Origin of the sequence: Mycobacterium sp., from assembly GCF_036490025.1 — a bacterium.
Classification (GTDB): Bacteria; Actinomycetota; Actinomycetes; order Mycobacteriales; family Mycobacteriaceae; genus Mycobacterium.
Map to the genome: position 1 here is coordinate 1 of NZ_DASXEP010000072.1, position 14,221 is coordinate 14,221.

Genomic DNA, 14,221 nt, shown 5'->3' on the forward strand with positions numbered 1-14,221 from the left:
CCTTTTCGATTTAGGTTTCGCTGCATGTGAACCCAGGCTCCGAGCCGGTAGTCGTCGTCGTCCACGTAGTCCCCGGGGGGAAATTCACCCGCGTTCCGCTTCATGTACGCCACCAAGTGGTCAAACCCCTCTTCCCACTTACCCGCGCGCGGTTCCCACCGCCATCCCGGTAGCTTCGCCAGCCTCTTCGCGCGGCCGGGAGCGAGGATTCCGATTTTGAACTGCTGCCGCTGGGTGCCTACCCAAGAACCCAAGGGATAGCCGTCATCGACCACGTAGGGCCGTTCGACCTTGGCGTCACCATGCTCACTTACATAGTCGAGCATCCGCTGGAAACCCGCCTCCCACTTGACATCCTGTGAGTATTCGTCCCAGCCGGGCAGACTTTTGAGTCGACGCTGGCGGTCTGGGGTCAGCTTGGCGAACTTGGCCCGGTTATTTGTTAGCCAGTCTCTCAGCTTGAATCCGTCTATTTCGTAGCCGATCGGAACCCCTACATTGCCATGGGCCTCAGCAAAGTTACGAAGGTGCTGAAAGCCTTGGTCCCACTTGGCTTCCGACGCTTTCCATACCCAGTCCGGCAGTTTCGCCAGGCGCTCTGCGCGATCAGGTTCTAGTCTCTTTTGGTTGTATCGGGCACGCTGAGCGTTGACCCAAGCGCCGAGCCGGACTCCGTCATCGGTGGTGTATGTCTGTGTGACATGCGGATTTCCGTGGACAGCGATGTATTCCTGCAAAAGGCGGAAATACTTCTCCCACCGCTCATCCTCCAGGCCCCACACCCAGCCAGAGACTGAGTCCAACCGATCCCGGCGCTCCTCACTTAGTTTCCCACTCCGACCGTCGCGACGCTGGATAGCCACCCAAGCCCCGAGTGGGTATCCCTTGAACACCTCCAGCGAGGAGATGAGGGCGTGCCCGTTCTCATCCTCGTACTCCAGCAGGTGTTGGAACCCTGCCTCCCAGCGACTGTCATGGCGATCCCAGACCCACCCCTTCAGTGAATCGAGACGGTTCACTTTGTCGGCGGCCAGCTCGCCGCGTCTGTGCCTTGCGCGTTGGTTTGCACACCAACTGCCAAGCTGGTGTCCATCCAACTCGTAGCCCTTGTTGACCTGTGCCGTCCCATTCTCCGTGACGTACCGCTCCAGCAGCCCGTACCAGAACTCCCATAAACCCGTGGTCTGTTCGACGAGGCGGACACCGAAGGCTTTGGCGAAATCGACGCCAACCTTGGTCGGCAAGTCGAGGTGAATCTTGCCGGGTAGTCGCAGCCGACCACCCTTACCTAGATTCCGCCGCAGGCTGTCAAGTATTTCAGCGAGATCCTCATCGTGGGCGCGGAGGGCTTTGACCACCTCCCACACCGGCTTGAACGCTGAGTCGTCAAGTGCGGATTCGGGATCAGTGTCGGCGTCGATGAACACCGGAATAACGATGGTCCCGATGTCTTTGTCGTCAGACTTGCGGATCGCGCGTCCCACCGCCTGAACGATGTCCACCTCCGAGCGGCGTGGGTCGATGAACGCCACCCCGTCCAGGGTTGGTACGTCGATCCCTTCGGAAAGGCACCGGGCATTGGTCAACAGCCCCCGCTCGCCATCATCGAGTCGGCTTAGATGCTGGAGGAGGACGTGACGCTCACCTGCCGACATCTCACCGGAGGCGTGTCGTGACCACAGCGCACCCTTCGGTTGCTGACGGGCAGGCATCCATGCGATGACTTCTGGCATTTCCGAAGCGAACTCGCGAGCACGGGCGACGCGGGAGTGAAACGAGATGGTGCGGTGCAAGTCGTACTTCCGCATCGCCTTCGCCAGACCGATTTGCCCAGCTAGGGTTCGCGCGTCGGTGATCCTTTTTCCATCGCGGGTGATGACCATCCCCTTCTCCGCCCACTGGAGGTAGGTGGCGTCGTCCACGCCGACAACTACGACCTGGTAGTCGGTCAGGAGGCGGCGCTTTATCGCCTCCCCGAACGTCAGTCGGTAAAACACGGTGCCGAACTCGGTTTCGTCGTCCATGGACGCAATTTCAAGATCGGCTTCCTGCGCCGCTTTTATCACCTGACCGGTGAAATACCGGGGTGTTGCCGTCATGAACAATCGCCGTTTGGCTTTGATCTCCGATGGATCGAGAACTGTGGCGAAGGCCGTCGATGCCGAACCCGCACAACGGTGCGCCTCGTCCGCAATCACCAGGTCGAAAGTGGGCACGCGTCCGAGCGCGAACCCCTCGGCAACGCGCGGGGAGGACTGGTACGTCGAGAACACCACACGCCGTCCCGACCGCCGTCGCAGAAACGCGGCGATGTCGGCGGGATCGGTGGTAACCGGGACTCCCAGCTCGCTGGTGTGAGAAACCGCCGCGTCCTCCTCGGACCTTCCCACCGTTTCGTCGGAGCAGACGGGCAGTGCTTCGAACGGTGTCGTGGCGTTGACTCGCCAGACCTGCATGGTCTGCTTCAGCAAGGACAGGGAGGGTACTAGGACCAAAACGCGCTCGGCGTCCAGCTTCTCCATGATGAAGAGAGAGGTCAGCGTCTTCCCTGTTCCACAAGCCATGATGAGCTGGCCGCGATCCGACCTTCTAAACCCCTTGACGACATCGCGGATCGCATCGCGCTGATCCTTCCTCGGTTTGGCCGGCTTCGGCGGCGGGGACGGGCGGATGTCGAACGGGTTGGTGCGCCAACTCACCTCCGAAGTGAGGAGGTCGCTCAACCCGACGAAGGCGACATGCTTCTCCTGGTCGTTGATCGTGCGCCGAGCTACGTGGTGCAACTTGTCGGTGGTGGCGATCAGGAGTCGATAGGAGAACACCGCCCGCGAGGATTCGGCCAGGAACTTGTCCACGTCGGCCTTGGTGATGGTGTTCTCGGGGGCGTACGCCTTCGCCTGGATCGCCCACAGCCGCCCGTCGTGGTCCTCGGCAACCAGATCGATCCCGGCGTCTCCACCCCACCGGCCCGTCCACTCGCTCCACAACCACACACGCCGCAAGGTGCTCTTATACGTCGGGTCGTTGATGAGGAACCACTTGCAGACATGCTCGAACTGCTTGCCTCGGACCCTTGGGTCTGGGTCGAGGCGGGCGAACAGGTCGCTGAACGTCGCCATGGCGCGGGATGCTAGTCGACGGCTACGACGGTGATGGGCGTCTTTTGCGTGCCGCTATCAATCTCCAGGCACCGTAGGAAGTTCCCGCCCGTGTGGTTCGGCGTAACGAACGCAGCCCCAACCGTAGAGACTAGGTAGATGTCCTTGCTGCCTTCGTCTCTCGGATTCTCTTGTTAGGTGAGTTCGCTTTGGGCGTCTTTGCCCTATCTGGTTGCGTCGGGAGCTTGGCGGCCCCGGTGACGGCATAGATGCTGCGGACCTGCTCGGCGGCGAAGCCCTTTCCGTTGACGGTGATGGGGCGTTTTTTCACGGTGAGTAACCCGGCGTCTTTGAGTTCGCGTGTACCGCGAGCGCGAGTCGCTGATGCGAGGCTAATCCGTTCGGCCCAGCGAGTCGTTGACCACCACACGGGATCACCGGGCTTGGATTGCTCGGACAGAACCGCCAGCAGCATGGCGACCCCTGGTCCGGTGAGTCGCTGGATGTGTCCGCTGGTCCACATCGCTGCGGGAACGTTGAGATAGAGCTCGGGAGCCGTTCTGCCTCGGGGCCTTGTGTAGGGCTGACCTGATCCAGACTCGTGCAAGAGGGTGATCTGTGAGGGCTCGCCGGGACGGTTGTCGACCGCGATGAGTTGATGGTTGTCCCGCAGGGCCTTGATGGCGTCCGCGACTCGCCTGGCACCGTTGGTGTCGGGCTCTGGCAGCGCCAGCAATTCGGCCCACTTGCGGGCAGGCAAGGTCGTCGTAAATGGCTCGGCAGAGCTACGCCATATAAAAGCGAGGTACAGCTTCAGGCCGACGTCCGCACCGCGCCCGCCTGTGATGACCAACTTCGCCAATGGCGTATCCGCTTTCTGCTGAGTGCGATTACATGCGAACACAAGCCGGACCGGGGCACTTGTCCGGCGTCCCGATGTCTTATCGATGTCATCGGCGTGATCGCGGGACAGGGCTATTCGGTGTTCGAAGTCGGCCCGTGCCTTCTCTGATACCATCGGTCCTCGCATATGGGGGTCACACGGTAATTCATGTAGTCCTCCATAGTATACGCCGCAGACGTAGGTGCAAGTAATCCATAGACGTATGGCCGTCTCATCTACAGAGGTATGGGCTACTGATCGACAACCCTAGGAGCAGCCTGACCTTTTTGCCAATATTACCAGCTCAGACGCGTTTAGGTTCCCTTCTCCTGTGGTAACGTCTCCGACAGAGCTACTGATCCACAAAGGTAGGCCATGGCCGACCAGGCGGATCGTAGCCTCTACGGCAAAAAGCGGACTGATCACTCACGGGACAGGCCGGGCGTCAGAGGGCTGCACCTCGCTGTCTACGGGGATCGTTACCCGATGACCCCTTGCCGGGCTGGCCCCGCGGATCGGGAGATTCGTGGGGCCAGCTTCATTCAGGAGGGTTGGAGGAACGCCGGGCCAGGATTCCTCAGACACTCCCTGCGGACTCCCTCGCTCGGAATAATGTCGTATCAAGGGACCCGCGGAGGGTCAGTGAAGTTTCGCAGCTAGCTGGGATGAACTGACGACAACATCGCATCTGTTGGAGACGGAGGAAACATTTCCATCGCACCTGTACCGCCGGAGGTACGCGACGAAATGCACCGATGGCTGGCCCAAGCCTCAACGGTTATCGGCCGCGTCGCCCGCGGCGACATCGACGGAATCACCGACCGCGAACTCGGCTACCAGCGCCGCGACATGGCGCAAATCCTGGGCGACCAACCCACCACCCACCCATGGCGCGCATCTCAGCAACTTCCGAAGCTGCGCCAGATGCGCGCCTCAGAAGGCATCTCCCATGGGCTGGCCGCCTACCTCGACCAAGAAGTCCCCCAAGTGGCCGAGCTGGCAATGAAGTACGACCACGCAGTTGCAGCGACGTCACCGCCACCAGTCCGATTCCGTGCGGCGGACTGCGCGCTATTCCAGCGCTACACCAACAGGGTCGCTTGGCCGGCTGGGGTCGAGCTCGAAGATCGTGCCCATTTCAAGGACGTTCGGTCATCGCTCGTGGACCTGTTCGCCTGGCTGGCCAGCGGACACCCAGGAACCACCAAGCTGGCCCACTATGAGTCTCGAGTCAATCCCAACGCGATCTCCCCGCCGGACCTTTGGGGTTGTGCGTATCCAACCGCGGCAGGTCATCAATCGTTCGCTCTTCAGGTCGCCCTCATTATCCGCGCGGACGGTGCAGAACTCTGTTTCTGTCTCGGTGCGGGATCGGCACAACTATCCGCCGAGAAGCTAGCCGGGCTTCAAGCTTCATTCGCCGAACTGCGGGAACGTCTGCCAGAGCTTCCAGACTCCATCATCAGTGCAGTGTCGCTTGGGCCGGAATACCGGTTCCGCAAGCGGTGGCGAAGCGAGGCAGGAGCCTCTGAGTTCAACGACCTCCGAAACTGGCTCAGTTACGCGGCCTCACCCGAGGGCGCTGGCGCGAGCGTATCGCGGTACTTCGACCCCGAGGAGGTTGAAGCGCTGGGCACGGGTATTGCCCAAGAAATGTATTCGCTGCTAAATGCAGTGGCACCGCTGATCGACTTCGTCTACGGAGAAGCACCGCCGCCGATCGACCCGCTGGAGGCGGCGCTCGCGAAGTTCGAGGAGACGGTTGATGAGGCCCTACTGGACAAGTACCGCAAAGGTTGGGAAGCCGCCAAGGCCGTTTTCGAATCGACTTTTGGAACCGAGGATTCGCTTAACGAGCTGACGGCCGACGGGTTCTTTACCTTTCTCAATCAAGTCGATAGCCATACGAACGCCGAAACGGGTCTGTTCCGGCTCGGCCCCGGAACACCCGCGCCGAAGCGCGCGAATGCCGAGTCCTGGCGGGCACTTGAGGAGGATCTACCGAAACTCAAGAGCGCGTTGAAGACGTTGCTCTTCGGAACCGGCAACGTCGCAACGCGCGTCGATGAAATGCTGGCTTTGCAACGCCCCCGCCGGTACATCACCGATGATTTGGCCGTTCCCAGCATGCTTATGTGCTTCGTAGATCAGGCGAATCACAGCGGCATGAATCGCATGCACGTCAAGGAAGCCATCCTCAAACGCGTCGGGAAGCTCCCCGCGCTGCCGGCTAGCGCAACAATTGGCGCACGGTTCGAGGCTTGGGACCGCGTACTACGTCGATTGCCACAGGAATACGGGTGGGAGTGGGATTGGGCGAAGTCCTACATCTTCTGGTGGAGCGATGTTTTCGCCGAGTTTTTTGCCAAGGACACCGCCGATGCGGACGAAACTTCCGCTGTGCTTGACGATGCCGCCCTGGTCTCGCTCGCTGGCGAGCTCTATCTGAGTGACGATCAGTTCCTAGTTGGACTGCGCGAGATGCTCTTTGAGAAGGGCCAGATCGTTCTCTATGGGCCGCCCGGAACCGGTAAGACGTTCATAGCCAACCGCCTCATGGAGGTCCTCGCCCCCTACCCGCAACAACGTCGCATCGTGCAGTTCCACCCGAGTTACAGCTATGAGGACTTCGTCCGTGGCTACCGGCCGGGAGTGAACGAAACAGGGATCCTGAGGTACGAGCCGGAGGACGGCCCGCTTACTAAGCTCGCGGCGGATGCCTCCCGTGACACTGACAACCTGTACGTGCTCCTCATCGACGAGCTTAACCGAGGCAACCTCCCACGGATCTTCGGCGAGCTGCTGTACTTGCTCGAGTACCGCGATCAATCAATAGACCTCATGTACCCGGACAAATGGGAAAAGCGGCGATTCACTCTGCCGAGCAACCTCGTGATCATCGGGACCATGAACACCGCCGACCGCTCCATTGGGGTGATCGACGCAGCTCTCCGCCGGCGGTTCCATTTCGTGCAGCTTGCGCCCAACGTGTCACCGCTAGACGGACTCCTAAGACGATGGCTTCAGGCCAACGAGCCGTCGATGCTGGAACTCGCCGACTGGGTGGACCGACTCAACGAAAAGCTTGCCGCGGACTTCCCTGGCAAGCAGCTCCAAATCGGCCACAGCTACTTCATGCCTGGGTCGCCTGTCGTTGGTCCCCGCGGTGCGGCACCGCTGAATCAGGATAGGGTTGAACGCATTTGGCGAACTGACATTGAGCCCTTCCTGCAAGACCAGCTCTTCGGCCAAGAGCAAAAGTTGTCAAGCTACACCCTCGCCGCCGTCAGAAAGTCCGTTGCCGCGTCCAATCAACCGGCTATGCAACAGGAAAGCATCGCTGGTGGATCCCGCGACGATTACGCTTCGTGAATACGAGAAGAAGGAGCTGACGCTCGACGCTCAGCAAGTACGAGATCTTGCCGCTTCAACGGCTGCGTCGCTACAGCTCGGGGTAACCGCTGAGGGGCGCTACCAGCTCACAGCGGGCAACCAAGTCGGCACGGTTGTCTTGCCATCCGTGAATGTGTTGATCCGACCGAAGGTGGACATTCCCGACCTCTTCTTTCTGCTGTCCTACGCACGTCGTCTGCGCTGGGCCCCAGAGTATTTCCCGTTCGCGCAGACGGAGGATCTCTTCGCGTCCCTTGTTCGGTTTTTCGATGCCGAGATGGAGCGCATGAGGGTATTTGGGCTTGCACGCGACTACCTTGAGGTATCCGACACCCTTGCGACTATTCGAGGTCGCATTGACATTGCTGAGCAGTTGCGCCGCCGGCAACTACAGCCCTACCCCCTAGAATGCCGCTTCGCTGACTACACCGACGACATCCCGCTGAATCGAATCCTGAAGGAGGCGCATTCGGCGGCGCTTGCGATTCCGGGGCTCGCCGCGGAGCTGAGCGCACGTGTTCGCGACCGACATCGTCGTATGTTTACGACAGTCCAGTCAGATCCCACCGAAGTCGATCTTCGCCGTGATGTGCACTTCACTCACCTGACCGCGCACTGGGAACCGGCGTACTGGCTAGCGACGCTTATTCTCTCGTTCCGTTCGCTCCGCGACGAGGCGGGGCGCATTGTCGGACGCGCATTCACAGTCCAAATGGACCGCGTGTTCGAGCGATTCGTCCAAATCGTTGTGAGCGAGGAGCTTTTGGAAGCTGGATTTGAGGTGAAGCCACAGCTACCAGTAGCACTGACCGACCAAGCCCGGGTCGTCGACTCGAATGAGCCGTTGAATGGTGTCGCTATGCGCCCCGACCTGGTGGTCCTGAAGGACGGCAGGCCCGTCGCGGTCGCCGACGTCAAGTACAAACGCACCGATGACATCGGCGACTTCAAACAGCCAGACATTTACCAGCTCTTTGCCTACTGCGCGGCCCTGGGCGTTCCGAGAGGGCTTCTCATCTACGCCGACCAGAAACCGCATACGTCACAGCGCGCGGCTCTTCCTGGCCTAGGGGGCCACATCGACATCGACGCTGTGGGCATCAACCTATCTCTCCCGTGGCGGAGCGTGCTTGACCAGACCAAATCGGCCGCCACGGTGCTTGAGGCTATCGCCAAAGGACAGGAGACGGCAGGCAAGTTTGAGGTGTTCAAAAACACGCGGAGAGTTCCGATTTCACCTCAAAGCCGCTAACGGCGAGGTAATCGTCTCAAGCGAAGGATATGAGACCAAAGGGCACGCCGAGGACGGCACTCACTCGCTGAGAACAAATCTCCGCGTGCACGACGTCACGTCGGCTGATCCAATGGTGTTGTGGCCCTTGATGCTCCACTCAACCAGCGACAGATCGACATCCTTCGATGGATTAGTGAGGGGTGCCAGGAAGAGCGATGGCCTGACCACACCTATAAGACAACTGCGGCTGCACTTGAATGGCGCGGACTGGTCGCGGTCTCGAAGCGCGGTGGTGTCTGGAACGCGTCGATACTGCCTGCTGGTACTCATTATCTAGTGACCGGCAACTACCCGCCGGGGCACAAGCTTCACCGCGTCCGCTCGACGCCCCCGGCGACCGCCCCAGTCGCGGTTGCGAAGCCGCTACGCCAGCGCAAGTTAGCAGAGGCAGCCGCGCTGAAGCCGACCCACCAACTGGTGAAAAACATCGTCGATGCTGGAGGAATCCTAGAACGGAACATCGCTGACGATGACACGAACTACAAGCATCTGGTATCCATCATCAATCGTCGGCAGATGGCACCGGACAGCCAGCAAGTCATCCTGCATGAATGGCTGAAGCCAGACCGCATCGTCCTGCGCCTGTCGGGGGTGAGTCGCGATTGGAGAAGCGGGTTCTTGCCGGAGCGCATCGGCAGATGGCACCCGGTCGTTGCCGAACTAAGAACCGACAAACGGCTCGATCACGTCAGCGCGGCGCTTCGTCCGCGTGCCTTCAGGCTTCTGCACGCGCTTGCCCGCGAAGCGGATGCCCGTAGGCACGGGGTGAGTGTCTCAAAACGCCCCAACCGCCATGGGTACGGCGAGCCGACGGGCGGCATCATTGGTTGCTTGGTGTTCGAGATCGATGACGTCCGCTGTGCTTTGGCAGTCTCGGAACCACAGGATCGTGTGCCGCATGTTGCAACCGCGAAGGAGCTGGAAAAAGCCAAGCGGGATACGTGGTATCGCATTCCGACGCACGACTATGTGAAGTCCGGCAGGCTGCATATGACGTTGGCGACTGATAGCGGCTACAGCTCCAAGGTTGGGTGGGAAGACACCGCGAAGCTTCGGTTGGAGTCGCGCCTTTGCGACGTCATGCCGGTTTTCGAGCGGTGGGCAGCCATCGATGCCGAGCGGAAGGCAGCCGAGCGGCAACGGCAGATCGCGGCTCGCGAACGGCGAGAGCGTGAAGACGAGATCGCACTTGAGGAGTACAGGCAGCGGACACTCGGGGACCAGCTCATCGCCGACGTTAACGCGTGGGAACTAGCCGGGCGTCTACGGGCCTATCTCAACGTATTGCGCCGACGAGTCGATGTCATGGCGGACCAGGAAGAGCGAGTCGCCGCCGTCGAGTGGCTGGAGTGGTGTGAACAGTATGTGGCCGAGCATGACCCGGCGACAAAATCGATAGCGATGCCGACCGTGAGGCCGCCGGGGTACGGAGAACTCGCTGAGTTCCGTAAACGACTGGGATTCAGTATGTTTTGAAGCCACGCGACCGCAACGCCGCTAACCCGTCGAACGCGACATTTGTCGGGGGCTGATCGTGAAGGGTGCAGGCTGCTCCACCCTGCACCGTGACAGCGGAAGGCTGCCGTTTACGGTTCAGCCGGATTCCAAATCCGTGGGACCCTCAAGTATTTTGACTTCGAATGTGTCAAGCGCACTCGCTCCTCGGATCAATCCTCGCAAGGCTTGCTCTGCTATTTCTCTAAGCACTGGTCCTGAGTCGTCAAGATGCTCGGCCAGTTCGAGGGCAAGATCCAATCTCGCCCTACCAACAGCAGTCCGTTTGGCTTCTTCCTCCAACCAATTCATCTCATCCAGATGCGCGAGCTGCTCTTGTTTTGCCTCTTCCTCCAAACGATTCATCGCCTGTGAGTGTCGGTTGTGTTCTTTCTTGGCGCGCCGACCCAACGGATCGATAATGTCTGCCGTCGCCCTGATCGCGTCGCCTGCTCCATCGAAGCTCAGCTCTATGGATCTGACGATCCTGAGTGAGCGCAATGAAGATTGATTCTCCGCTGGGATCAGTGCTCGCATAACATAATTGGCTTGCGGAAGTCCTAACGCTTCAATTGATGATAAGAGGTCACGCATGTCGTCGAGCCGGCGAGTGGCCGGCGCTTTGCGCCGGTCACACATGCAGCAGTGACAGGGAGGCACTGCAACGCACTCGCCACCCCGGCCGAGCCATCACCATCGCTCCGCCCCCAGGCAGACACCGTCGCCTGCCTACTGACTCCTCAGGTACGCGTGGGACCTCGGTTGCGTAGTCCTCAGCTTGCATGGTCCAACCAGAAGTGCCGCAAGTCGGAAAGGACGACCGAGATGTGATGCCAGGCTGAAGCGTGGTCCGCCGTCAATACAGATACGACCGAAACAAGGAGGGAAGTGCCAGAAACGAAGAGGGCACGTCTACCAAGGCGAGCACTTGCCGCGCTAGCACCAAGTGCAGAAGCTGTCGAAAGCACGTCACGATAAGCGACGTCATCCCTAACAAGTTGTTCAAACGCCTTGTTGGACTTGTGTTCGAACTCCTTGATCAGGTCGAAGCCCTCCTCCGGGTAAAGGTCTCCAGGAACCGACACCGCCTTCACATCGATTCCGTTCCACAGCCTCCACGCGGGCTCCCACAGGAACGCGGTGTCACGGGCTACAACCGGCAAGTCGAGGCTCGTTGTGAGCAACTCACGCCTGAGCTTTTCTACCTTGCGGGGTTTGAACTCCCGGTGCTTTCTTTGAGCGGTGTCTCGCGCGTCCGAGTAGATCTCACTGAGCTGCTCCGTATAACGGACGGCGGCGACGTTCAGAAGAAAGTCCCGAATGGCGTCGTCCGACATCGCGCCCAGGGTGGCAACTGAGTAGGGCTTTTGGCCGTGCCCAATCTCGTCGTTGTGGTCTGCAAAGACCTCGTATGCGCCCACCAGCCCCCAACAGTTGGTGAGATCTTCGCTGTCATAAGGGCGAAGTGATTCCCCACGGACCAACACCGCTCCCGGAAGCTGCGGCGAGATGTAGTTGAATACGTGATCGCCCTCCATCCCAAGGGCGCGTAGGGGATCGCCTAACTCGCGTGTCGGCGCAGCAGCTGTCGGATCAAACTTGGCGAACATGGTGAAATCCACGACTGGCTGCCCTGCTTTAGTAGTAGAAAAAAACCCACCGCACCGGTCCGCAAGCCAAGATCGAGCAAGGTCGTGAAGTCTCTTGCGCTCGCGCTGAGTAGCTCGGATCGCCGCGAATAGACGAGGCTCTGAGTGAGGCGGCCGCAGCCCTTGCCACTCGAAAGTGGGTTCGTGCTGCGCCTTCCAAACGTTGTTTAGCGCCTCTTGACCACGGTCGCTTAACCGAAAGAATGCGGTGACCGCGGTCAGGCTCTGTCCGAGTTGGACAGCAGTCAGCTGGATTAGGCGGAACTCCTCAGGGAGTACCTCATGCTTGGCGTCAATGCTTGAGTAGCGAGACTTGGGGTCCGCCACAGCGCCAATGTTTGACCACGAGAAGCCCTTGCCCCGGCGGGCTAGCGTGACCTTTTGGGCATTCGTACCGTCGTCGAACCCGTACATCCGACTTGGCTCGTCCCAACCGTTCTTCGCCAGAGCTTCCGTAAGGCTTGAGAAGCAGCTCGGCGGAAAGAACTCCACGACCCAGATACCGCCTTGCGTTACTTCTTCGCCCTCCGGAATGACAAGGTTCTCCATCGGATCATCGAGGGGCTCGACCTTAAGTCGCTCGTAATGATTGAAGGCACCTAAGTAGTTAAGAGCGTTACCGAGTCGGGGGATCAGTCGCCAATGCAGCAAGCGCCGCGGCCACGAGAAGAGCAGCCAGTTGAGCAGTCGGTATGGCAGGTCGTACCAACGCCGCCAACCCTCGCCAATTGGGGGCACAAGTTCGAATGCCCTTCTGACCTTCCTTTCGATCTGCTCGGTGTCGACCTCGGGAGCCGGTCGGGTGTCGTCCGTCGGCGTGATCGGTGCGGATTTGTTCTCAGCGGGTTCATTGGGTGCATCTCGATCAGAAGAACTCACGCCCGGCCCCCCGCTTCTGCATTTCCCTTCAACATGTCTAGCAGCTCGCAGCGGCAGACCTCGCTCACCCTTCGCGTATTTGTCCAAACGAATACAGCCCTTGCCGACTAGACGGGCGACCACGCCGAGGACGGGACACCGCACCCAGGTCAAGCCCTTGCCAAGCGGCTCTTAACGAATGGCGTTTGCGTATGCTCGGCTGGTGCCAGGTGATGACCCCGACCGGCCGGATTTACATCTGCTGCCGAGCGTCGGGTGGTTGGCCGTCGTTGTCGCAATTTGCACGCTGATCGCCACCATTGCCAAAGGCGGTCTTGCGCAACTGTTAGCGGTCTCCGCTGCCCTGGTGTCCGGTGCCGTGGCTTTTGCGGCGTATCGACAGGGTGCAGGTTGGAAGCGAACGTCATACGCCATAGCGTCAGTCGTTTCCTTGGCCCTGGCGGTGGCCATCACCGCAATTAGCACCATTGCGGTCGACTCGCCCGCGCCGTCACCGCAGACAACAAGCCCTCTTCCGGCATCGCACTCGCCTGATCCAACCACCACAACAAGCACAACCACCACAAAGAGCAATGCGTCGGCGCTGCCGCCCCGTCCGTCGGTGGAGACGGAAATCGTCTCCAGCAGCAGTGCAGAGTTTTTCGATGGCGCACTCATCATCGGCGGCGAACTTGCATACGGGTCCACAGCTGTGCTCAACCTGACGACTCACCAGATTGGCTGTCCGAGAGTATCTTTCAGCGTTGGTGAGGAAAAGATCATCATAGGGAAGCGTGGCGATGGTGACGATTTCTATCGGATCACCCTCTTAAAAGTTGCAGACAACTCTTCGACAGTCCGCGTCGAAGAAGTGCCAGCGACGGAGTGGCCCGCACCGGTGACCAGGGCCGACGAGTCGACCTACTACAACGCCTACTGCCCAGGCTGATCCGTGGCAACCTCTGGTCATCTGCGGTGAACGTGATGGCAGCAATACCGGCACAAGCCCTTGCGTTGCTGGCACTGGAGCCAAGTCACTAAACACACTCAAACCGACTGTCGTCGGCAACATCGTCAACGGCCCGATACGTCGCACCGTGGGGGACCAGGAGGTGCTGAAATTCCGGGTCGCGAGCAATTCCCGGCGTCGTGTCGCCGACGGCACCTGGGAGCCCGGCAATTCCCTGTTCCTGAGCGTCAACTGCTGGGGGGGTCGTCTGGTGGCCGGGGTCGGGGCGTCGCTGGGCAAGGGCTCGCCGGTCATCGTGACCGGGCACGTGCACACCAGTGAGTACGAGGACCGCGACGGTAACCCTCGTTCGACCCTGGAGATGCGCGCGACCGCTGTCGGCCCCGATCTGTCGCGCTGCATTGCACGCGTCGAAAAGACGGTCACCTCGGTGCCAGACGCCACTGCGGAAGCCAGTGCTGCCCGCAGCGCGGAAGACGCCGACAAGGGCGATGCGGAGACGGCGTTGCCGCTGTCAGCTTAGCTGCGGCGTGAGGAGGAGCCGGACAAGATGCCCGTCCGGTGACGATGCGCGCCGAGCAG

Annotated in this window: 10 protein-coding genes; 6 read left to right on the top strand and 4 right to left on the bottom strand. The window is 60.3% G+C overall.

Annotated features, from left to right (window positions below; translation table 11 throughout):
* Both VGG53_RS08065 and VGG53_RS08070 read right to left on the bottom strand, forming a co-directional pair.
* On the bottom strand, window positions 1–3,119 hold a 3,119-nt coding region (locus VGG53_RS08065), incomplete at its 3' end, for a DEAD/DEAH box helicase (RefSeq protein ID WP_331517527.1).
* Window positions 3,120–3,249: 130 nt separating this feature from the next.
* The gene (locus VGG53_RS08070; RefSeq protein WP_331517528.1) at window positions 3,250–3,858 is read right to left on the bottom strand and encodes a hypothetical protein; all 609 of its coding nucleotides are present in this window, start codon (window positions 3,856–3,858) and stop codon (window positions 3,250–3,252) included.
* Between the two features lie 870 nt (window positions 3,859–4,728).
* Here VGG53_RS08070 and VGG53_RS08075 point away from each other — a divergent pair.
* From VGG53_RS08075 to VGG53_RS08090, 4 genes are read left to right on the top strand one after another with little or no spacing between them, the layout of a single operon-like run.
* On the top strand, window positions 4,729–7,353 hold the full coding sequence (locus VGG53_RS08075) for an McrB family protein (protein ID WP_331517529.1): 2,625 nt from the start codon (window positions 4,729–4,731) through the stop codon (window positions 7,351–7,353).
* Window positions 7,325–8,626 carry an McrC family protein gene (locus tag VGG53_RS08080; protein ID WP_414688912.1) on the top strand — a complete coding sequence of 434 codons (1,302 nt, stop codon included), beginning with the start codon at window positions 7,325–7,327 and terminating at the stop codon, window positions 8,624–8,626. Before VGG53_RS08075 ends, VGG53_RS08080 begins: the two co-directional genes overlap by 29 nt.
* Entirely contained in the window at window positions 8,574–8,945 is a 372-nt protein-coding gene (locus tag VGG53_RS24015) for a YegP family protein (protein ID WP_414688913.1), read from the top strand. The genes VGG53_RS08080 and VGG53_RS24015 overlap by 53 nt, the downstream gene beginning before the upstream one ends.
* Window positions 8,921–10,144, top strand: a complete 1,224-nt coding sequence (locus tag VGG53_RS08090) for a hypothetical protein (RefSeq protein ID WP_414688919.1) — start codon at window positions 8,921–8,923, stop codon at window positions 10,142–10,144. The genes VGG53_RS24015 and VGG53_RS08090 overlap by 25 nt, the downstream gene beginning before the upstream one ends.
* Window positions 10,145–10,261: 117 nt before the next feature.
* Here the strand turns inward: VGG53_RS08090 and VGG53_RS08095 are convergent, their stop codons facing one another.
* Both VGG53_RS08095 and VGG53_RS08100 read right to left on the bottom strand, forming a co-directional pair.
* The gene (locus VGG53_RS08095; protein WP_331517531.1) at window positions 10,262–10,756 is read right to left on the bottom strand and encodes a hypothetical protein; all 495 of its coding nucleotides are present in this window, start codon (window positions 10,754–10,756) and stop codon (window positions 10,262–10,264) included.
* A gap of 179 nt (window positions 10,757–10,935) precedes the next feature.
* Entirely contained in the window at window positions 10,936–12,690 is a 1,755-nt protein-coding gene (locus VGG53_RS08100; protein WP_331517532.1) for a hypothetical protein, read from the bottom strand.
* A gap of 202 nt (window positions 12,691–12,892) precedes the next feature.
* Here VGG53_RS08100 and VGG53_RS08105 point away from each other — a divergent pair, with 202 nt between their 5' ends.
* Together VGG53_RS08105 and VGG53_RS08110 are read left to right on the top strand one after the other, a co-directional pair.
* On the top strand, window positions 12,893–13,618 hold the full coding sequence (locus tag VGG53_RS08105) for a hypothetical protein (protein WP_331517533.1): 726 nt from the start codon (window positions 12,893–12,895) through the stop codon (window positions 13,616–13,618).
* A gap of 148 nt (window positions 13,619–13,766) precedes the next feature.
* Window positions 13,767–14,162, top strand: a complete 396-nt coding sequence (locus VGG53_RS08110) for a single-stranded DNA-binding protein (protein WP_414688914.1) — start codon at window positions 13,767–13,769, stop codon at window positions 14,160–14,162.
* Window positions 14,163–14,221: the final 59 nt, after the last annotated feature.